This window comes from Oleiphilus sp. HI0117 (assembly GCF_001635235.1).
In genome coordinates, this window is record NZ_LWGA01000344.1 from 1 (window position 1) to 20,678 (window position 20,678).

The window sequence follows — 20,678 nt, forward strand, 5'->3', positions numbered from 1 at the left end:
CGTCCGACTGCCAATAGCAAAACATCATATTCAATTCGCTGTTCAGTGCCGTCAATGTCGGTGCACAACAGAACTTTTTGGCCATTATCAGTAATAAACTCTGTTGGCTGATGGTTTAATCTAAGATCAATGCCTTCCTCAATAAAGCGCTTTTGAACCTCTGCGCTCACGTCTTCATCTTCTCGTGGCATGATGCGGGCAGAGCGGTCCATTTGAATCACCTGCACTCCAAGGCGCTGGAAGCTCTGGGCCATTTCACAGCCGATAGGCCCACCACCGATGATCAGCATGCGGCCTGGTTTTTCTCTAAGTTCCCATATCGTATCGGAAGTCAAATAACCTGTATCTTCAATGCCCTTAATCGCAGGAACAAAAGGCCGCGCTCCTGTGGAGATAACGATGTTACGCGTGGTGATCGTTTCACCATTAACTTTTACTCTAAAAGGGTCAATGATTTCTGCGCTGCCGGTAATGCAGTCAACACCGAGTCCCGTGAATCGCTCGATAGAGTCGTGAGGCTCAATGGTTTTAATAATCGATTGAATGCGTTCCATTACCGCAGGAAAGTCGACCTCGATATTTTCATTTGATAGACCAAATTCCTCAGCACGCTCATAGTACTTTGCCATTTTAGCCGAACGAATGAGTGCTTTACTGGGGACACAACCGGTATTTAAGCAGTCGCCGCCCATTTTATGACGCTCAATAAGAGAGACTTTTGCTTTGGTTGCTGCAGCGATCAATGAAGTAACCAGTCCTGCTGAACCTGCACCGATAACGACCATATTGGTGTCAAATTTAGACGGCTTGTCATAGTTAGCGAAAACCTTTTTAGCTTGTATGCTTTCCATTAACTTCTTGGCCAAAATAGGGAATAGGCCGAGTAGAGCAAAAGCAAACAATAAACCGGGTGATAGGATGCCTGATAGAGAATCAATCTGACCAAGCTGAGTACCGGTATAAACGTAAACAAGGGTGCCTGGGAGCATGCCGAGCTGGCTGATCAAAAAGAATTGGCGAGTCTTGATTGGCGTTAAACCCATCACTAAGTTAATAACGAAAAACGGGAATAAAGGCACAAGGCGTAAGCCAAACAGATAAAACGCGCCTTCTTTTTCAATGCCTGCATTAATTGACTTAAGGGAGTCAGCAAACTTTTTTTGTACACTTTCTTTCAGTAGTGTTCGAGAAACTAGAAAGGCTAGTGTTGCACCGATTGTACTGGCAAAGGACACCAGAATCGTTCCCTGTAACAAACCGAAGATTGCACCGCCTGCAAGTGTCATTACTGCGGCGCCAGGCAAGGAGAGAGCAGTCACAGCAATATAGATCATGACGAATATGCCAGCACTGAGTATTGCATTTTGCGAATGAAAGTCACTGATAGCCTGTTGTTGAGACTTAAAGTAGTCGAGGCTCAAGTACTGGGCAAGGTCGAAGAAAAAAAAGCAGCCAATGAGAATAACGAGCGCGACAATAAGAAGTCTTTTCTTTTTATCCATAAATCTGTATCTACCTTCAAAATGGTGGTTATTTGAATGAAGTCTAATAAGGAGTGCGTTTGTTCAGACTGCAGCTATGTCTTAAGAGTTCAATTTAATAAGTAACTATATGTTAAGAAGGGCTAGTCTACCGAGATATTTACATTGTGTGCAATATAAATATCTCCATCGGGAGATAGCTCCTCAATTGATCTATGTCAGTTGATGGTAACTTTAATTATTTGAAAATGATTCCTATTAAGGTATAATGCTCGCAACTCTAGCAAGTGGTGATCATATGTTGGTTTGTGTTTGTAATGGTATTAGCGATAAAGATATTGATTCTGCTATTCATGAGGGTGCGACAGAATGTAAGGTGATCAGGGACTCGCTAGGTATTGGCAAGTGCTGTGGTCAATGTACCACTTATGCTAAAGACTTAATCAGTGAAAAAATGACCAGTATGCAAAATACTGCGGCTATGCAGCTTGCCTTAGAGGTTCGTGTTTAAGCAGTCTTTTTCCTTTCCTTTCCTTTCCTTTCCCTTCGATTCTATCTAGCCTATCCAGTATCAAACCTTAAAAACTTAATGATAACTATTTAGTTTATTAAGTCTGTGATTATTAAAGCAATAACGTGCCTTTTGAATTTAAAAAGTAATATACTCATCGCACCACACTGATAAAAAAGGGGGCGTGATAATGCAAGGCGACAAACAAGTTATTCAACACCTTAATAAAATCCTGGGCAATGAGCTTATAGCGATTAATCAATACTTTTTGCATGCTCGTATGTTTAAAAACTGGGGCCTCGAAGGCCTAGATAAAAAAGAATATAAAAAATCTATCAAAGATATGAAGCAGGCAGATGAGCTGATTGAGCGCATTCTGTTTTTGGAAGGTATCCCCAACCTGCAAAAGTTAGGCAAATTATTAATAGGCGAGAACACTCAAGAAATGCTGGAGTGCGACCTCAAATTAGAACAAAGCTCCATTGCCGACTTACGCGAAGCGATCGCTTATTGTGAATCAGTATCAGACTACGTCACCCGTGATAAGCTTCGAGAAATTCTTGCAGAAGAAGAGGAGTATCTAGATTGGTTGGAAACTCAGCTTGATCTGATCGATAAAGTGACGATCGAGAACTATATGCAATCAATGATTGAAGATGATTAAGGGGGTGAAATATGAAAGGTTCAGATAAAGTTATAGCAGAATTAAATCACTTGTTAGCGGGTGAGCTAACGGCAATAGACCAATACTTTGTTCACTCTCGAATTTATGAAGATATGGGCTTAGATAAGCTTTATGAACGTTTGGATCATGAGCGTGAAGAAGAGACAGATCACGCAGACCAAATGATCAAACGGATTTTGTTCTTGGAAGGGCATCCAGACTTGGCAACGCGTGAGCCGCTAAATGTCGGTAAAACAGTTTCGGAAATGCTACAGAATGACTTGAATGTAGAATACTCAGTAATTAAAAACCTTAAGGCAGCGATTGCTTTGTGTGAGTCTGAGCAAGATTACGAAACCCGTGCAATGCTGGTTAAGCAGTTAGAAGACTCAGAAGAAGATCATGCTTATTGGCTAGAGAAGCAATTGGGCTTGATTGATAAGATTGGGCTTCAAAATTACTTACAGTCGCAGATGTAAGCTTCGAATAGCATAATGAGTGTAAGTAGGGCCGTCATTTGTGACGGCTTTTTTGTTTGTTTGATATAAACGTTAATCCCCAACTGAATCCAAATACTTTCTTTCTAAAATATCCCTAAATAGGTAGGGGGTATTTCTAATTTTGTCCTATATTTATAGTGCTAAATAAGCAATTCACCCCAAAATAGACAGATTCATTCAAGGAAATGGGCCGACATGACGATAACTAGTCTATAGCTTGCTCACTACACACTATCTAAAAATAACGCGCTTAAAAAATACTTAGGGTGTCTCTATGAAGATCAATATGCCGGTGACTGACAATGAAGTCATGATGACCGAAGGTCAGACCTTGGTCTCAAAAACCAATCTCAAAGGTATCACTACATACGTCAATGAGGCGTTTATCGCGATCAGTGGCTTTTCTGAACAGGAGTTGGTCGGAAAGAATCACAATGTCGTCAGGCACCCGGATATGCCGCCCGAAGCGTTTAAGGATCTATGGGATACGATGAAGAAGGGGCGACCCTGGACGGGAATCGTTAAGAATCGATGTAAGAACGGTGACTTTTATTGGGTAAAGGCAAATGTGACGCCTATCTGGGAAGACGGCAAAGTTGTTGAATATATGTCGGTTCGCTCCATTCCCAGTCGTGAGGAAATTACTGCAGCAGAAGGTGCTTATGTGGCCCTTAAAAATGGCGAAATAGCACTAGATGGTGGTAACGTTGTTAAGTCGGGATTTACTCAACACCTTCCTAAGTTAAGCAATATTAAACTCACTCAGCAGTTTATGTTTCTGGGTGCAGTACTCTTAATGTTGAGTGCTTTGGTCGTGAATACCTTGGCTCAGCAATATGATCAAATAGAGTTCTCTAAACAGGAGCTCGTCGGCGTCGAATATATTCGACCGATGAGACAGCTACTCCAGTTTATTCCACAACACCGTGGTATGACTAACGCTTATCTGAATGGTGACGCTTCTTTTGAACCCAAAATATTGTCTGTAAGGCAAAAGATAAACGATTTGTTTGATGAGGCTAAAGAAGTTGACGCCAGATTAGGAGAAAAGTTACAAGCTTCTAGCAAGTTCAAAGCGATTCAAAGGAAGTGGGACAGTTTGAAGGGAATAGCATTTAGCCTTGAGGCTAAAGCCAGTTTTTCTCGCCACTCTGACCTTATTAGTGATGTGCTAAACCTGATAATTCACGCTGGCGATACCTCGAACCTAATACTTGATCCTGAGTTAGGCAGTTTCTATAGCATGGACTTGGTGGTCAACAAGATTCCAGCCCTGGTCGAAAATATGGGCCAGGCTAGAGGCTTGGGCTCAGGTGTCATTGCTAATCAGGAAATTGGGCAGGCCCAACTAAATCGATTGACTGAATTGAAAGTCGGTGTTGATGTCAATTACAAAGGTCTGCTAACTTCTTATAACTCTGGTGCTAGTGCGGAGCAAAGAGTTAAACAGAGGCTAGGCTCACTTGCGGCTGATGTTGAGCGTATTATTGGTGGATTTATTTCTTCTGTCGACCACATTAGACAAGGTGACCTGGCGATATCTTCAATGGATGCAAAGTCTTTCTTCGCTGAGGGAACGAGAGGTATTAACAAAGCATTTGAATTGTACGATGAAAGTGCAAACTTGCTTGAAGAGTTATTAACTGAACGTGTAGAAGGCATGCAAGCACAGTTCTATATTATAAGTGCCTTAACTACTATTGCGATTTTGATGACTTTAATTTTGGGTTTTGCTTTATCACGAAATATTCTTCGTTCGATTAATCAGTGTCTGGCCAACTTTGGTGAAATCGCAAGTGGCAATTACCGTGAAGACATCCATGTCAGCGGCAATAATGAATTAACGGCCTTGATGTGCTCACTTAAATCGATGCAGATAAAAATGGGCTTTGAAGTAGAAGAAGCGATCGCGATTGCGAATTCAGGTAGCCGAATTAAGCAAGCCCTTGATGTCTGTAATACCAATGTCATGTTGGCAGATGACCGCATGGATATTATCTATCTGAACGCGTCGGTTCAGAAGATGTTCAAAGACGCTGAAGCAGACTTACGGAGTGATTTACCAAACTTTGATGCGGATAACTTGTTAGGCGCAAGTGCAGATGTTTTGTATAAAGATCCAAGTCATCAGCGTGCGGTGATAGAAAACCTTAACGGCACGCAGAAGAGTCGAATGAAAACGGGCGGAAGAGTGTTTGACCTAATGGCAACGCCGGTGATTAATGACCAAAGCGAGCGTTTAGGAACAGTAATTGAATGGAACGATATCACTGAAGAGCTGAAACGCACGGAAGAAGAGCGTCGCATAGCCAACGAAAATGCACGTATGAAGCAGGCGCTTGATAGCGTTTCTGCAAACGTTATGGTTGCAGATGACCAGCTTCTTATTATTTATATGAATGATGCGGTTGTTGATACTTTGCGCAATGCCGAGAAGGATATTCAAGCAGAGCTAAGCAATTTTGCTGTTGATAAGATTATTGGCAGTAATATAGACATATTCCATAATAATCCAGCGCACCAGCGTGGCATGATAGAACGGATGACTGCTGAATACTCTGCAGATATTGTGGTGGGTGGTCGTAATCTAAACCTTGTTGTTAACCCGATTGTTAATGATGAGGGTGAGCGCATTGGTACGGTCGTAGAGTGGGATGATCAAACTGAAGAGCTAAAACGATTGGCTAAAGAGCGTAGTGTCGCTAATGATAATGCGCGTATCAAGCAAGCCTTGGATAGTGTTTCGGCAAATGTCATGGTGGCCAATGCCGACCGCGATATTATCTACATGAATGATGCAGTGATATCGACCTTGCGAAATGCAGAAAGTGACATTCAAAAAGACCTGGGTAATTTCAACGTCAATACCTTGTTAGGAAGCAGTATTGATGTCTTCCATAAGAACCCCTCGCATCAGAAACAATTGTTAGAGAGCCTGACGAGTGAGTATTCGGCAAGTCTGAATATTGGTGGCCGTAATATGGACTTGGTTGTGAACCCTATTACAAACGACGATAACGAACGTATTGGTACGGTTGTTGAGTGGGCTGACCGAACTAACGAAGTCGCTATCGAACAAGAAATCGACCGACTTGTTTTTGCGGCGGCAAATGGTGATCTGTCCAAGCGTCTGGACCCTGAAGGTAAAACAGGCTTCTTTGCTAAGTTAGCAGAAGGTTTGAACCAGACTGTTGGAAGTGCAGACTCCTTCTTAGCTGATGTGGGTGAAGTTCTGTCTGCATTATCAGAGGGTGATTTGACCAAGACAATTAGCAGTGAATACCGAGGATCTTTCGGTAAGGTTAAGACAGATGTGAATGCGACGGTGACCAAACTTACCGAGATCATTACGCAGATTCGTGAATCCACGTCGATGGTTCACGAAGCCGCGAACGAAATATCGCAAGGTAACGCTGATCTAAGTGCGCGCACAGAGTCTCAGGCGAGTTCTCTTGAAGAAACTGCAGCGAGCATGGAAGAGATTACCAGCACGGTTAAAGAAAGTGCCGGGAATGCTTCACAGGCAAATACAGTCACTAGCGACGCTAAATTGAAAGCGGTTGCAGGTGGTGAGGTTGTTCATGGCGCAGTGGGAGCAATGAAAGAAATACTCGCTTCGAGTCATAAGATTAACGACATTATTGGTGTCATTGATGAGATTGCGTTCCAGACTAACTTGCTAGCGCTTAACGCAGCCGTTGAGGCCGCTAGAGCGGGTGAGCATGGTCGAGGATTTGCAGTGGTGGCAGGTGAGGTTAGAACCTTATCTCAACGTTCTGCGACGGCAGCGAAAGAGATCAAAGACCTGATTCGTGAAAGCGTCAATAAGGTTGAAACGGGCTCTCAGCTTGTAAATGATTCTGGCCAGACACTTGCGGATATCGTGAAGTCAGTTGAAGAGGTTGCTGTAAGAGTAGAAGAAATTGCCACGGCAGCAGCCGAGCAGAATGATGGTATTGGGCAGATTAACCAAGCAGTCATGCAAATGGATGATATGACCCAGCAAAACGCAGCCTTGGTTGAAGAGGCAAGTGCCTCTAGTGAGGCTTTGAGTGAGCAAGCATCAGCCTTGAATCAGATGGTTAGCTTCTTCAGAGTGGGGAATCACCAGGCCGCAATATTTAGCGCGCCTGCTTCAGCACCTACATCAGCGCCTGCACCGACTCCTTCTGTCAGCCAAGCTCCACAGCAAACGACTTCGGTGCCGATGGATACCGGTATTGCTCCGACAGAAGATCAGGTGATCAAATACAGTGGTGATAACTCAAACGATGATGATGACTGGGAAGACTTCTAGCGCATAGTCTAAAGGGAATGCAAAGGCCGATCAGTGATCCACTGCTCGGCCTTTTTTTTAGCGGGGGAGTACTTGATTCAAGCAGTACATTACTCATTTAGGCAGATCCTTCTACGGCTTGCACGAGGGCTAGCACGGGGTTGATCAGCGAGGGGTGGAACCCTCTGCCTACGGGCACGAGGTAAGTCGACTTCTGTAGGCAGATCCTTCGGCCGCGCTGGCTTCACTAATAACTCAAAACTATGAACACAGAATTACTATGACAAAACAATTTAATGGGGTGTCGAATTTAGGCGTAGACTAATAGGTGAATAGCTTAGCGCTTCTCACCCGGAAGCGAGGAGGTGGTAAATGTACACTTCAAGCAGAAAGAGAACTGTAAGTAAAAATATTGGCAAAAAACGAAAAGTCATGGCGGGCAAAGTAGGGTATGACCTTAGCTTGGATCGTCGGGTCAGTAGTCGAAGAGACAGCTTGATGCCCAGTCTAGAAAGTCTAGGACCTTTTGATAGGCGTCATACCGATGACAGAAGAATGGATAAGCGCCCCTTGAGTGATTTTCCTTACTTGCCAGAAGTGATAATTTAGTAAAATAAAGTATTGGTACAATGGCTAAATAGCCAGTAGAGACTCTGTTTAGAGCTACATAGAAAGCAAAAAGCCCGGTCAATGACCGGGCTTTTTTATGATTAAGACCAAGTCTTAATCCACCTTATCCAACGATTTTAACCGGCACGGCCAAATCTTCAGCTGGTGGAGCGAAAGAAGTCAGGTTAATACCTTCAACAGCTTCTTTGTACTCTTCCAATGATGGGAATCGGCCAAGAATAGTTGATAGAACAACCATTGGCGTAGAACCAAGTAGTGATTCACCTTTCTTCTCAGCAGAGTCTTCTACAACACGGCCTTGGAATAGACGAGTTGAAGTCGCTAGCACTGTATCACCAGGAGCCGCTTTCTCTTGGTTACCCATACATAGGTTACATCCAGGACGCTCTAGGTAAAGGATGTTCTCGTATGAAGTACGAGCCGCTTCTTTTGGATTGTCATCGTCAAACGTGAAGCCAGCGTACTTAGATAGGATATCCCAATCGCCTTCAGCTTTTAGCTCATCAACGATGTTGTACGTTGGTGGTGCAACAACGAGTGGCGCGTTAAACGTGATCGGGCCTTTCTTCTCTAGGTTGCGAAGCATCGCAGCGATGATTTGCATATCGCCTTTGTGAACCATACAAGAACCAACGAAGCCAAGGTCAACCTGACGGCCATCGTAGTATGAAGTAGGACGGATAACATCGTGCGTGTAACGCTTAGATACGTCTTCGTTGTTTACGTCTGGGTCAGCAATCATTGGCTCTTCGATCGCATCTAGGTCAACAACCAACTCGGCGTAGTACTTAGCGTTGTCGTCTGGAGCAAGTGCAGGCTCTTCACCAGATTTGATGCCAGCGATACGCTTGTCAGCTAGATCGATAAGACCTTGTAGCATGTTCGCTTCGTTATCCATACCTTTGTCGATCATGATCTGGATACGAGACTTAGCCAACTCTAGAGAGCTGATGAGCGTTTCGTCTGTAGAGATACAGATAGACGCTTTCGCTTTCATCTCTGCAGTCCAGTCAGTGAAGGTGAACGCTTGGTCAGCAAGTAGAGTACCGATTTGTACTTCGATTACACGACCTTGGAAAACGTTTTCGCCAGAGAACTTCTTAAGCATTTGTGCTTGCGTTGCGTGTACGATGTCACGGAAGTCCATGTGAGGCTTCATAGAACCTTTAAAGGTTACTTTTACAGACTCAGGGATAGGCATTGCTGCTTCGCCCGTCGCAAGTGCGATTGCAACCGTACCAGAGTCAGCACCGAATGCGACACCCTTAGACATACGCGTGTGAGAGTCACCACCAATGATGATTGCACGGTCATCAACAGTGATGTCGTTCAATACTTTGTGGATTACGTCAGTCATTGAGTGGTAAACGCCTTTCGGGTCACGTGCAGTGATTACGCCGAACGCGTTCATGAATGCCATTAGCTTAGGCGTGTTAGCCTTAGCTTTGTTGTCCCATACAGAAGCTGTGTGACAACCAGACTGGAAAGCACCATCAACACTTGGAGAGATAGTCGAAGCAGCCATTGCTTCTAGTTCCTGACAAGTCATAGGACCAGTCGTGTCCTGAGAACCTACGATGTTCACTTTAACGCGAACGTCAGAACCCGTGTGTAGTGGAGTCTTAGAAGTAACACCAACAGCGTTGCGGTTGAAGATCTTTTCAACTGCAGTTAGGCCTTGGCCTTCGTTAGAGATTTCTTTAGAAGCAGCGTAAACAACTGGTGCTTCAACGCCTAGCGTTTCAGCAGCAAATGTTTGTAGCTTCTTACCGAAAGTTACCGCGTAAGAGCCGCCAGCTTTCATGAATTCAACTTTTTGTGGCGTGAAGGCATCAGAAACGTCTGACAATTCTTCGCTACCGTTGTATAGCTTCTTAGCTTTAGTATCGATTGTTAGAACCGTACCTGTTGCAACAGAGTATGCTTCTTCCAATACTGGGTCGCCGTTTGCATCACGAACAACTTCACCGTTTGCGTCAGTTTTCTTAACCCAGTTTTTAAGGTCAAGACCGATACCACCGGTTACACCAACAGTCGTTAGGAAGATAGGTGCGATACCGTTAGTACCTGCAACTACCGGACGGTTGTTGATGAATGGAATGTATGGAGAAGTCTTCTCACCAGCCCACAGTGCAACGTTGTTAACACCAGACATACGTGAAGAACCAACACCCATCGTTCCTTTCTCAGCGATTAGCATCACTTTAGCGTTAGGGTGCTTTTTACCTAGCTCAACGATTTCTTGTTGTGCTTCAGGCGTGATCATGCACTGGCCATGTAGCTCACGGTCTGCACGAGAGTGAGATTGGTTACCAGGAGAAAGAAGGTCAGTAGAGATGTCGCCTTCAGCCGCGATGTAAGTAACAACGTCGATTTTCTCTGGGATATCGTCAAGCTTTGTGAAGAACTCAGCTTTTGAGTAGCTTTCTAGGATCTCTTTAGCAATCGCGTTGCCTGCTTTAAATGCTTCAGCTAGACGAGCTGTATCAGCGTCATATAGGAATACTTGAGACTTAAGAACTTCACCCGCTGCTGCAGCTTGTGCGTCGTCAGAAAGAGCGATGTCTAGAAGTGCTTCAACAGAAGGGCCACCTTTCATGTGAGAAAGTTGCTCAAGAGCGAACTCAGGCGAGATCTCAGCAACAGTTTCATTACCTAGAACGATGTCTTTTAGGAATGCTGCTTTAACGCCTGCCGCAGGAGTTGTACCTGGAAGCGTGTTGTAGATAAAGAAGTTTAAAGACGCTTCGCGGTGCTCGTTACCCGTGTCTTTAATTTGAGCGATGATCTCTGATAACAAATCTGCGCTATCAATTGGCTTAGGGTTCAAACCTAGGTCCTTTTTACGAACCTCAATTTCTTCTAGGTATTCTGAATACAAACTCATACGAATCTCTCACTCAAAGTTTTAGTAATGACTATCAAAAAACTACTTAATACGCCATTGGATGCAAGTAGTTTCATCGGTGTCCAACGGAGCATGGCTTTCCAGTGAACTGATCAGGTGTTCCTGTTTATTCACTATGCAAGCTCCCCATTGGGCGCTTATTCTCAGCAGTGCGTCTGCTTAAATTTAGTGTGGAATGTGTCCACAGCTATCTTTCCCTTATTATGGCCCGCTCTTGTGACTTTTTGATTTCTAAGGTTCACTTTAGCTTAGGCTGGTGGTCAGATGTCTTTATTGCTAGATCTTAGCCTCTAGATCGAAATCTATTGAGTTTAGACCACCCTTATATTTTCGCGCACATATTGTATGGGATTTCCCCGCAAAAGTTAATAATTACTCAGGCTTATGAATGTTATTTTCGGTATAGGTTTTGTGAATGTGTTTGTTTGTCGTTAAGCTCTACACTCATTTATACCATGATTTGATAAATACAATGCGAAGAGGTAGTAATGAGCGAAGTGTTTGAGCAGTGTCAGGTTTCGATAGATACGCCAGTAGCCTGGGGTGAAATGGATGCCTTTCAGCACGTTAATAATGTCGTCTATTTTAAATACTTCGAAAGTGCGCGAATTGCCTATTTTGACCGACTGGGTAATAATGAAGAAATGAAACGCTCTGGTATTGGCCCAATACTGGCCTCTACTCAGTGCCGCTATAAAGCGCCTTTAAGCTACCCTGACAATATCTCCGTGGCAACGCGAGTGTGCGAAATTTCAGAAGATCGCTTTACCATGAAGTACTACGTTATGAGCCATAATACTGGCAGAATTGCGGCAGAAGGTGAGGGAATAATCGTTTTTTACGATTATAACAATAACTGTAAACATGCCATTCCTGAAGAGATCAAAAACAGAATTGTTGCACTCGACGGACTATAGGTATTAGCGTTTTAGTTTACTTTGTCTAAATTGTTTTGGTGTTTGACCGCAGAGCTTTTTAAAAAGCGTTCTGAAATACTGAATATCCTGATAGCCAACGTTACCTGCGATGGCCTCTATATTTTGACTCCCTGTTTGAAGCAGATGCTTTGCTTTCTCTATGCGAAGCTTTTGTAAATAGCTAGATGGCGTTTCATCGGTAGCGGTTTTAAAGCGCCGCACCTGGTTTCGGCTGCTCATGTTAAAGCGGTTTGCTAGCTCTTCGATACTATCGAAGCTATCCAAATGATCTTCCATCCAGTTTTGAATACCAATAATGTGTTCATCACTGTGTTCTTTCAAAGCTTGTATACCGGCAAACCTTAGCTGCGATCTCTCAGACAAATCAATCATCAGTAATCTGGAGCAAGCTTCGGCGAGCGAGCGACTAAAAAACGTTTCAATTAAATAAAGGCAGAGGTCTTGAAATGCGTAGGCGCCGCCTGAGCAGAATAATGTTCCATCATGAGTCAGCATGCTATCAATCTGTAAATCAACAAGCGGGAATTGTTGTCGAAACTGGGAGGCATACTTCCAGTGTGTGGTTGCGCGACGCTGATCAAGCAAACCTGTCGCCGCCACAAGAAATGCGCCGGTACATACTGACGCCACTGCGCCTCTTTTTCGCTGGCTGTCTACTAGCCAATGAATTAGCGCGTCATCAAAATCAAAGCCATTAGTCGGGACAGGGCCGAGGGGCGCGATGATGACCAAGTCATAATGCTTCTGACCAATGTCTTCTGTAGGGCTAATACGAATAGGTGTACTACTATTAATACTTGAATGAGACGGGCCCACTAGGCTTGTTGTTAACTGAATATCGTTTGCAAGCAACTGTGAACACACAGAAAAAATATCCCACAGCCCAGCGACTGAAGAAACAGGGGAGCTAGGGTGAACATAAATCCCAATGCAAAAGGTATTCTTTTTATTTGTCTTATTAGTCGTTTAATAATGTCATATCAGTCATCTTACAAGTAGTCTAAGTGCTCGCTATCATTATGTAAATGATATGAATTGAGCAGGAGAGCAGAAATGAATCAACAGCAAGAATTATTAGAACGCTTTTACACGGCTTTTCAAAAGCTTGATTGGGAAACAATGACTTCATGCTACCACCCAGAGGCGACCTTCAAAGACCCGGCTTTTACCTTATCGGGAGCAGAAGTAGGGCTTATGTGGAAAATGCTCTGCACGCGCGCAAAAGACTTCGACCTTAGTTTTAATGTGGCTAAGGTGAACGACACACAAGGTGAAGTGAACTGGGAAGCAAATTACTTGTTTTCTAAAACGGGTCGAAAGGTAAATAATAAGATTAAGGCAAACATTACCTTTAAAGATGGATTGATTTACCAGCATCACGATGACTTCAACTTTTGGCGTTGGTCTCGTCAGGCGATCGGGCTTCCTGCATACTTGTTAGGCTGGTCTAGTACCTTTCAAAATGCAGTATCAAAACAGGCAATGGCGCAATTATCCCAGTTTGAAAGTTAGATCAATGTAACGCTAGCCACTATTTTTGAAAAACGAATCATTTACGTGCCTGATGTATAACACCAAAGCACTTTCTGCTTCTTGTCGAGAGTGGAAGGGGCCTTCCTCGGTCATTTCTCGCGTCGTGAAAAACCAGGAATCATTAACATGAGTAAAACGATTGCTGTGGAACCAGCTTTTATCACCTTCACCGGAACGAACTGTCATGAGCTTTCTCCTTAACTACGTACCTCATCGTATTAGCAACAGGTACTAAGGGTGATCGTCATAATAAAAAAGAAATAGAATGTAGGCGGCAATAGGTCTGCCTATAGACCGGGGTCTAATACTATCTAATTGTAGTGTTTGTATGAAATGTAGCCAGGAAAATGCGGTTTATATTGCATTTATTCACATAGCAGAGCTGGTTTGAAATATGGCGCATAAAGCTTAGTTCGAAAGGTATTAATTAATAGAATTAAGTGCTTAGCTAAAAGGTTTTCAGGAGCCTAAGTTATATAGCGCGTTCTCTACCGCACTTCCAGCATAATTCAAACGCGGGAGCATTATCTTCAGAGCAATGCTCACAAAACCATGAAGTCGCTTTGGGGTCGCCGTGTACCGCTTCTTCAATGATTTTTTCTGCTTGCTCATAATCCCTTTCTTTCGAGACCCAAAGCTCAGCCCACACCTCTGTCGGAGGTGTTTCACCCGCTGTCGATGTCAGGCCATCATTCCGAACTTCGCAATTGATATTATGATTACCCAGGATGTTGCGAAGGTTGAAGACTAATAATGAGTTTGAATGCGAAAAAATGCGTTTCATCAAACATGTACTCAGCTTATTTCTTGATTAAAGATATCAATAATGACGCTTCTCATCCATTGGTGTGCTTTATCCTGGCTGTAATTGCTGTGCCAGTATAAATGCCAATCTACATCAGGTAATTCAAAGGGCAAGTCGTAGATCGCTAGTTTGTGATCTTTCGCCAGGGTTTCAGGGATTGTTAGCAGCATATTGGTCTGTGCCGCGATTGGTGGAGCAGCCCTAGAGTGCTGGACTCGTAAGCGAATATCCCGTTGTAGGCCCTGTCGATTCAAGTGCAGGTCAATATAGCCCTGACCCCGTCGGCGGCTGGATATATGAATGTGCGGCGAAGAAAGGTATTGCTCGAGTGTTAGGCTTTTACCGTCTAGCGATGGGTGATCGTGGCTAGCGACACAGACAAAACGGTCTTGGGCGAGAGACTCATTCACAAGTTGTGGATCGTTAACCAAAGGAACGTCGAGCGCAAAATCTAACTGCCCCGTGGCAAACTCTCTCGATAGTTCTGAACGTGCGACAGGAAAGCTCTCAATTGAAATGCCGGGTGCATGTTCTTGCAAATAAGACATCAATATTGGCAGCAGGTAAGACTCAGAGGTGTCGTTCATCGCGAACGAGAACTTCTTATCAGAGGTTTCCGGATTAAAGTCATCATGCTCGGTGATGCTGCTCTCCAGCCCGGCCAGGGCCGCACGTACTCTGGATATTATGTTGTCAGCCAATGGTGTAGGTACCATGTGACCTGATTGTCTTACAAATAGTGGGTCATCAAAAACACGGCGTAGACGACTTAGCGAGTTACTGACAGCGGGTTGAGTGATATGAAGGGACTCAGCAGCCTTAGTCAGATTTCGTTCTCGGTAAATTACATCAAAAACAATGAACAGGTTTAGGTCAATTTTTTGAAGCTGCATAGATTATTAAACTCAAACAAGAAGTTGTTGTTCAGGCATGTATTTAAGCAGCTATAGGTGATGATGTCACTAAAGCACCTTCAGGCTAAATTAGCCTGAAGGTGCGAATCAATCTAGCTAGCACTTTAAGGCGCGCAGCTGTCGCCTCTTGTCCCATTAACGTAGTTCCAGCAGTAAAGTAGTGTACCATCTTCGTTCCATCGTTTTAGCGTGCCATGGTAACTGCCATTCGCGAAGTGCGCTTCAAATTCCTTATTCCCATTTTCATACCAATCGCTTGAGAGGCCGTGTTTCTCGCCATCAGCATAATAGTCTTCGGATTCTTTTTGACCACTTTCATACCAACTTGTCTGGGCTCCGCAGTATTCGCCGTTGTAAGTATAATTTTGTGACATTCTGATGCCATTGTCATACCAGGCTTCGGACAGACCATGAGAATTTCCCTCCTTATAATAGCCTTGAGAAGAGATCTGCCCATTTTCATGCCAATATCGACTTAATCCATGCAGCTGGGCATTGACGTAGAACTGCTCTCGGTCAAGTATTCCCGGGTCTTCATAGTAGTTTGCGCCATGACCGTATGAGCAAGAAGTATACGAGTTGGGATCACTTTCATTGGCCATCGTAATAGCCTGATTAAAAGTATTCGAGCTGCCGAGTTCGATATCGTAGGTGGATGGGCAACTAGGGCTATTGGATTGAGGAATATCAGCAATAGGGCAGGTCGAATGAGTAAATTCAGATTCTTCTGATGCATAGTCCTGGCCATAAACCCTTTGTATTACATAAGCGGTCACCGTGGTGCCATCAGAAACCGAAATCGGTGCCGAGTAGTTGTATTCTGGCGCTGATCCATTCAACACATAGCGGATATCTGGTAGGCCTTGTGCTTGAGTCATTGCTAGTTCTAATTGACCAAACTCATTCATACCGTTGGATATAAATTCTACTTTTTCCGGGATAAACGTAAGCGCTACTTCGTTACTTCGAATACCTTCGGTATTTTCGATATAAACGCTAATTGGACCCACCTCCATATTTTCGTGCGAAGGTAATCTTAACGCTAAGCTTCCCTGAGACAGAGAATGAATTGCAGCGTGGACAATGCTACCCGTATGCGTCCTGAAGTAGACGGTGTAGTCGTCGATGTTAGTTGTCATGCCTGAAACACTTAAGATCAGCTCATCGTTACCTTGAACCCGTTCTTGGTCGATTGAAGTAATAACCATAGCGCCCACTTGAATCGTAAAACTGGCTTGATCACTTACAGGTGGAACGGTAATTTCATAGACATTGTTCATGCCTATTAGATTGCGACTGGTATAGATATGATCAATTGAAACTTCAATTGTATCGACGTTGCTGTCGGCATTTAGCCATTGACCGAATACTTCGAATTTAATTTCCGTTCCTGGGTCGTTGGTGTTCAGCGCATTAGAAGGATAAAACTTGGCGCTATCAACAAGTTCACCTTCACCGTTCTTAGCGCTTAGAACGATTTCCGGAATATGTCGGCCATCTACATGATCTAGTGTTTTTAAGCCAAAGCCGCTTAGGGTGACTTCTTCTGTTTCAATAACACCACCATCACGACGGCTAATGGCTAAAGGCGTCATGCTAAGCAGATCAATCGGGAAATTAACAGTCGCCGAAACGGTGCTTGGAATATGCCTCGCATCATTTACTACGGCAAGCATATCTGCAGCCCAAATGGCAATGGTTGCCTTGAGCGATATCAGTGTGAGCCCCATTTTCGCAAACTGTTCTGAATTAACTTGTAATGCTGCGTTAGCTGTTAAGCTAAGAATTTCATTTATGACGGGGTTTGGCCAAGATCCCGCAATAGGGTTTGTAGGATTCAGCCCCGATGTCATTTCGTCTAAGACGATGCCTAAGGCTTCAAGAAGCTCCCATTGATATAGGGCGGGCGCGGCTTTATCAAACAAGCCAGAATTATAGAGCACGCCAAAAACAGGTTGGATAGCAACGTCCTTAACGCTAAACACCGTATTGATGCTTGGAAGGAGTACCTTCGAATATATCGTTCTTAGTTGAAGTGCAAAGGTGGTACTTTCGGTGTAGCCATCGAACTCGATGCCTGTAATTCCTGCGGTGACAAAATCTACCACCACATCGCGATGCTCAACTTCGAAGGATTGTTCATTAGATTGATAGGCACCCCAGAATCCTTGCTGCGGATCGAGCAAGTGTTCATCAAAAGCTTTACTAATAATGCCTACGGGTAAGTCGGCACTATACCATTCCCCACCGGACACCAGATCAAAAATCCTGGGGCGAACATAGAGGCTCGTATCATTGTCCAGGGTTATGTACGAGGCAATACGATTGTTTTCTTTTTCTGGTTTAACAGACAAGCCCAGCAGAGTATGGGCTGGGTCGTCATAGACTACGTGCAGATCCATATCGCTTGGGCCATCGTAAGAAGTCGAGCGATAGTTTGTGTTTGTGTTTGTGCTTGTGCGTGAGATGGCCAGTTCAATATCCTGCGTTGGCATTAAGGCTTTAAGGGCATCCAGACTGCTCTGCACTGCGCCAAGATAGATCTCGTCATAGACATTGTTCAAATTGTGGAGGTGCAAAGTATAAGGGTCCGCTTCGATCATTGTTTCAAATTTATCAATAAACGCTAGGGAGTTGTTTCTAACGCTTTGTTTGACTTCGCTTGCGCTTCCTGCGTTTAGTAAAAGCTCCTGAGGGATTGCTTGCATGACCAGGGAGATTGCGGTTCCTTCGCTGTCGATACGAGTATTTTCCTCTCCGGGTAATAGGGTAGAAAGCATGTAGACGCTTGGCCATTCATCACTTTCTCTTTGCGGAAGCATTAGATACGCATTGGCTGGTGATTCGCCTAGAGTAGGGAGTGACACTCTTTGTTTAGAGTCAACAGGGTATGAGGCGTCATCAACTTCTATTGAGAGCTTATCTTCTTGAAGAGGTGAGCTCTCAGGCAACTCAATGACCCCGGAGATATCTGTTTCATCTCCTGGTGTTGTACCTGAAGAGTTACTTGAGCCGCCATTACAGCCTGCAATCGATAGGCTTAGTGCTAAGGCTAAGAAAACCTTAAAGCTCAACCCTAGGCAGTTGAATAGGAATTTCTGCATTGAATATCTCCAAATAAAACTCTTTATTAGTAAATCCTAATATAAATAATGGAGTGTTGAGTTGATCTGGGTCTAGACAAGTGAATAAGTTGTAAGTATCACTGATAGTTATATTTATAAATAAAGTAAATAAACTTCAATGATGTTTTCTTTGCTGCCTATAATGCCTTCATCCAAGATAAGTTGGCTTGATGTCAATATGCTCAACAACAAAGGTGAAATATGAATTTCGAATACTCGCAGAAGGTACTAGATCTGACTCAGGAAGTGGCAAGTTTTCTGGAAAAATATTTGTACCCAATTGAGCAAGAGATAAAAGAGACTATCGAAAATGCCGAAGATAGGTGGCAGATTCCTCAGCAAATTGAAGACTTAAAAGCGCTCGCAAAAGAGCAGGGCTTATGGAATTTGTTTTTGCCTGATAGTGATTATGGCTACGGTTTAAGCAACCTGGAATATGCGCCTCTGGCTGAAGTCATGGGGCGGACACGTTTTGCCAGTGAAATATTTAATTGCAGCGCCCCCGACACAGGCAATATGGAAGTACTCGTTCGTTATGGTACTGAAGCGCAAAAAGAAAAATGGCTACAACCTTTGCTTGAAGGCGAGATTCGCTCTGCTTTTGCCATGACTGAGCCCGATGTAGCCTCCTCTGATGCAACAAATATTCAGACTCTTATTACGCGTGACGGCGAAGACTACGTCATTAATGGTCGTAAATGGTATATCTCGGGTGCGTGTGATCCGCGTTGCGAAATACTCATCGTGATGGGCAAAACAGACCCGGACAACGAAAATCGTCACCTACAACAATCAATGATACTCGTACCGATGAACACGCCGGGTGTCACCGTCGTTCGACCGATGCAAGTATTCGGTAATGACGATGCGCCAGAAGGTCACGCAGAAATTTTATTCGAAAATGTGCGTGTACCTGCCGAGAATATACTGCTAGGTGAGGGGCGTGGATTTGAAATTGCTCAAGGGCGTTTAGGCCCCGGTAGAATTCACCACTGCATGCGTTTAATCGGAGCCGCACAGCGTGCACTTGAGTTAATGTGTGTCAGAGCTGAAGAACGTGTCGTATTTGGTAAGCCACTGAGCAAGCAGGGTTCGGTGCGTGAAGACATTGCCAAGTCCTACTGCGAGATCGAACAAGCGCGCTTGCTTACCTTAAAAGCGGCTGCAAAAATGGACTCACACGGCAACAAAGGGGCAAAAGACCTGATCGCCATGATCAAGATCGTTGCGCCACAAATGGCCTGTACGGTAATTGATCGAGCGATTCAGATACATGGCGCAGCAGGTTTAAGCCAAGACTTCTTCTTATCTGATGCATATCAAATGGCACGTATTATTCGTCTAGCGGATGGGCCAGATCAGGTTCATATGATGCAGCTTGGTCGTGGTGTCTCAGCAGGGTATTCTGCAATGCAAATGATGAAGATGCGTAAGGCTTAGGAGAAGGTATGTCGGATATAAAAACAAATGTTGATGAGCTCGATGTTGTTAAGCTAGCTGCTTACCTTGCAGACAATATCGAAGGCTTTTCTGGGCCGATTAAAGCAACAAAATTTGAGGGGGGGCAGTCAAACCCGACTTTCAAGCTGTCTTCTCCTTCGGGGGACTTTGTTCTAAGAAGGCAGCCTCCAGGCAAACTGCTCAAATCTGCTCATGCAGTCGACAGAGAGTTTCGAGTCTATCAAGCGCTAGCAGATTCTGACGTACCGGTGCCTCGCATGTATCACCTATGTGAAGACCGGGAAATTATCGGCTCCATGTTCTACGTAATGGAGTATTGCGCAGGCAGTATCTTCTGGGATGCCGCCTTGCCAGAACTAGCGTCAAATGAAATGCGAAGCGCCGCATACGAGCAAATGGGCGATGTACTAGCTGCGATTCATAGTGTCGATTTAGACAGTGCAGGATTGAGTGATTATGGCAAGCCAGGGAACTATTTTGAGCGCCAACTATCTCGCTGGAGTCAGCAATATAAAGCATCTGAAATTAAGCCGATTCCAGCAATGGATCAATTGATCGCATGGTTAGAAGAAAATCTGCCCGAAGATGACGGCCGTGTTTCCTTAGTTCACGGTGACTATCGCCTCGACAATATGATGTTTTCAAGTGCCGCTTTGCAGTCTGGTGAAGTTAGTATTTTGGCCGTATTAGATTGGGAGTTGTCTACATTGGGTCATCCTTTTGCAGACTTGGCATACCAATGTATGCAGTTGCGTATGCCTGCTAGCGGCGGGCAAAAGAAGCCGGGTCAAATGAGTGGGTTAGCAGGTATTGATCGCACAAGCCTAGGTATTCCAACTGAAAAAGAATATGTTGCACGATATTGCAAACGTATGGGAATCGACAAGATTGATCACTGGGCATTCTATCTAGCCTTTAGCTTCTTCCGTTTA

General features: G+C 44.2%; 16 protein-coding genes. 9 read left to right on the plus strand and 7 right to left on the minus strand.

The genetic code is table 11. The annotated features are described in order from the left end of the window. The coding region (locus A3757_RS04165) for an FAD-dependent oxidoreductase (protein WP_068739206.1) at positions 1-1,502 on the minus strand (1,502 nt) is incomplete at its 3' end. Between the two features lie 247 nt (positions 1,503-1,749). On the opposite strand from A3757_RS04165, the gene A3757_RS04170 reads away from it, so the two are divergent. The 5 genes from A3757_RS04170 to A3757_RS04190 all read left to right on the plus strand — a co-directional run bounded on the left by A3757_RS04170 (position 1,750) and on the right by A3757_RS04190 (position 8,041). Beyond that, positions 1,750-1,992: a (2Fe-2S)-binding protein gene (locus tag A3757_RS04170; protein WP_082865273.1), complete on the plus strand. Its 243-nt coding sequence runs from the start codon at positions 1,750-1,752 to the stop codon at positions 1,990-1,992. Between the two features lie 190 nt (positions 1,993-2,182). Next, positions 2,183-2,656 (plus strand): bacterioferritin, encoded by a 474-nt coding sequence (gene bfr / locus A3757_RS04175; protein ID WP_068506740.1) that lies wholly within the window; start codon positions 2,183-2,185, stop codon positions 2,654-2,656. Between the two features lie 11 nt (positions 2,657-2,667). Beyond that, positions 2,668-3,135, plus strand: coding sequence for a bacterioferritin (gene bfr / locus A3757_RS04180; RefSeq protein ID WP_068506737.1), 468 nt, complete (start codon positions 2,668-2,670; stop codon positions 3,133-3,135). A gap of 295 nt (positions 3,136-3,430) precedes the next feature. Next, a complete protein-coding gene (locus tag A3757_RS04185) occupies positions 3,431-7,453 on the plus strand; it encodes a methyl-accepting chemotaxis protein (RefSeq protein ID WP_068739208.1) in 4,023 nt (1,340 codons plus the stop codon). Positions 7,454-7,804: 351 nt separating this feature from the next. Next, positions 7,805-8,041 (plus strand): hypothetical protein, encoded by a 237-nt coding sequence (locus A3757_RS04190; RefSeq protein ID WP_068506734.1) that lies wholly within the window; start codon positions 7,805-7,807, stop codon positions 8,039-8,041. 124 nt (positions 8,042-8,165) lie between these two features. On the opposite strand, the gene A3757_RS04195 is transcribed toward A3757_RS04190, so the two are convergent. Beyond that, on the minus strand, positions 8,166-10,949 hold the full coding sequence (locus A3757_RS04195) for a bifunctional aconitate hydratase 2/2-methylisocitrate dehydratase (RefSeq protein WP_068506731.1): 2,784 nt from the start codon (positions 10,947-10,949) through the stop codon (positions 8,166-8,168). A gap of 509 nt (positions 10,950-11,458) precedes the next feature. On the opposite strand from A3757_RS04195, the gene A3757_RS04200 reads away from it, so the two are divergent. Beyond that, the gene (locus A3757_RS04200; protein ID WP_068506729.1) at positions 11,459-11,887 is read left to right on the plus strand and encodes a thioesterase family protein; all 429 of its coding nucleotides are present in this window, start codon (positions 11,459-11,461) and stop codon (positions 11,885-11,887) included. Between the two features lie 3 nt (positions 11,888-11,890). Here A3757_RS04200 and A3757_RS04205 read toward each other — a convergent pair whose 3' ends face one another. Continuing rightward, positions 11,891-12,772 (minus strand): GlxA family transcriptional regulator, encoded by an 882-nt coding sequence (locus A3757_RS04205; protein ID WP_068553358.1) that lies wholly within the window; start codon positions 12,770-12,772, stop codon positions 11,891-11,893. Between the two features lie 189 nt (positions 12,773-12,961). Between A3757_RS04205 and A3757_RS04210 the strand changes: the two genes are divergently transcribed. Next, entirely contained in the window at positions 12,962-13,420 is a 459-nt protein-coding gene (locus tag A3757_RS04210; protein ID WP_068506725.1) for a nuclear transport factor 2 family protein, read from the plus strand. A gap of 12 nt (positions 13,421-13,432) precedes the next feature. Here A3757_RS04210 and A3757_RS04215 read toward each other — a convergent pair whose 3' ends face one another. The 4 genes from A3757_RS04215 to A3757_RS04230 all read right to left on the minus strand — a co-directional run bounded on the left by A3757_RS04215 (position 13,433) and on the right by A3757_RS04230 (position 18,264). Continuing rightward, entirely contained in the window at positions 13,433-13,627 is a 195-nt protein-coding gene (locus A3757_RS04215; RefSeq protein WP_068553359.1) for a DUF6316 family protein, read from the minus strand. Positions 13,628-13,913: 286 nt separating this feature from the next. Then, positions 13,914-14,225: a DUF2007 domain-containing protein gene (locus tag A3757_RS04220; protein ID WP_068506719.1), complete on the minus strand. Its 312-nt coding sequence runs from the start codon at positions 14,223-14,225 to the stop codon at positions 13,914-13,916. An 11-nt stretch (positions 14,226-14,236) separates the two neighbouring features. Continuing rightward, complete coding sequence (locus A3757_RS04225; RefSeq protein WP_068506716.1) at positions 14,237-15,139, minus strand: LysR family transcriptional regulator; 903 nt, start codon at positions 15,137-15,139, stop codon at positions 14,237-14,239. Between the two features lie 125 nt (positions 15,140-15,264). Then, the gene (locus A3757_RS04230; RefSeq protein ID WP_068553360.1) at positions 15,265-18,264 is read right to left on the minus strand and encodes a hypothetical protein; all 3,000 of its coding nucleotides are present in this window, start codon (positions 18,262-18,264) and stop codon (positions 15,265-15,267) included. Between the two features lie 222 nt (positions 18,265-18,486). Between A3757_RS04230 and A3757_RS04235 the strand changes: the two genes are divergently transcribed. Both A3757_RS04235 and A3757_RS04240 read left to right on the plus strand, forming a co-directional pair. Further along, entirely contained in the window at positions 18,487-19,725 is a 1,239-nt protein-coding gene (locus A3757_RS04235; protein ID WP_068506712.1) for an acyl-CoA dehydrogenase family protein, read from the plus strand. Positions 19,726-19,733: 8 nt separating this feature from the next. Then, positions 19,734-20,678: phosphotransferase family protein (locus tag A3757_RS04240; protein WP_068739211.1), on the plus strand; the 945-nt coding region annotated here is incomplete at its 3' end.

Coding starts and splice junctions, on each gene's coding strand:
- A3757_RS04235 (WP_068506712.1), top strand. CDS start 18,487: ATGAATTTCGAATACTCGCAGAAGGTACTAGATCTGACTCAGGAAGTG.
- A3757_RS04185 (WP_068739208.1), top strand. CDS start 3,431: ATGAAGATCAATATGCCGGTGACTGACAATGAAGTCATGATGACCGAA.
- A3757_RS04230 (WP_068553360.1), bottom strand. CDS start 18,264: ATGCAGAAATTCCTATTCAACTGCCTAGGGTTGAGCTTTAAGGTTTTC.
- A3757_RS04190 (WP_068506734.1), top strand. CDS start 7,805: ATGTACACTTCAAGCAGAAAGAGAACTGTAAGTAAAAATATTGGCAAA.
- A3757_RS04210 (WP_068506725.1), top strand. CDS start 12,962: ATGAATCAACAGCAAGAATTATTAGAACGCTTTTACACGGCTTTTCAA.
- A3757_RS04200 (WP_068506729.1), top strand. CDS start 11,459: ATGAGCGAAGTGTTTGAGCAGTGTCAGGTTTCGATAGATACGCCAGTA.
- A3757_RS04215 (WP_068553359.1), bottom strand. CDS start 13,627: ATGACAGTTCGTTCCGGTGAAGGTGATAAAAGCTGGTTCCACAGCAAT.
- A3757_RS04195 (WP_068506731.1), bottom strand. CDS start 10,949: ATGAGTTTGTATTCAGAATACCTAGAAGAAATTGAGGTTCGTAAAAAG.
- bfr (WP_068506740.1), top strand. CDS start 2,183: ATGCAAGGCGACAAACAAGTTATTCAACACCTTAATAAAATCCTGGGC.
- A3757_RS04170 (WP_082865273.1), top strand. CDS start 1,750: ATGCTCGCAACTCTAGCAAGTGGTGATCATATGTTGGTTTGTGTTTGT.
- A3757_RS04220 (WP_068506719.1), bottom strand. CDS start 14,225: ATGAAACGCATTTTTTCGCATTCAAACTCATTATTAGTCTTCAACCTT.
- bfr (WP_068506737.1), top strand. CDS start 2,668: ATGAAAGGTTCAGATAAAGTTATAGCAGAATTAAATCACTTGTTAGCG.
- A3757_RS04225 (WP_068506716.1), bottom strand. CDS start 15,139: ATGCAGCTTCAAAAAATTGACCTAAACCTGTTCATTGTTTTTGATGTA.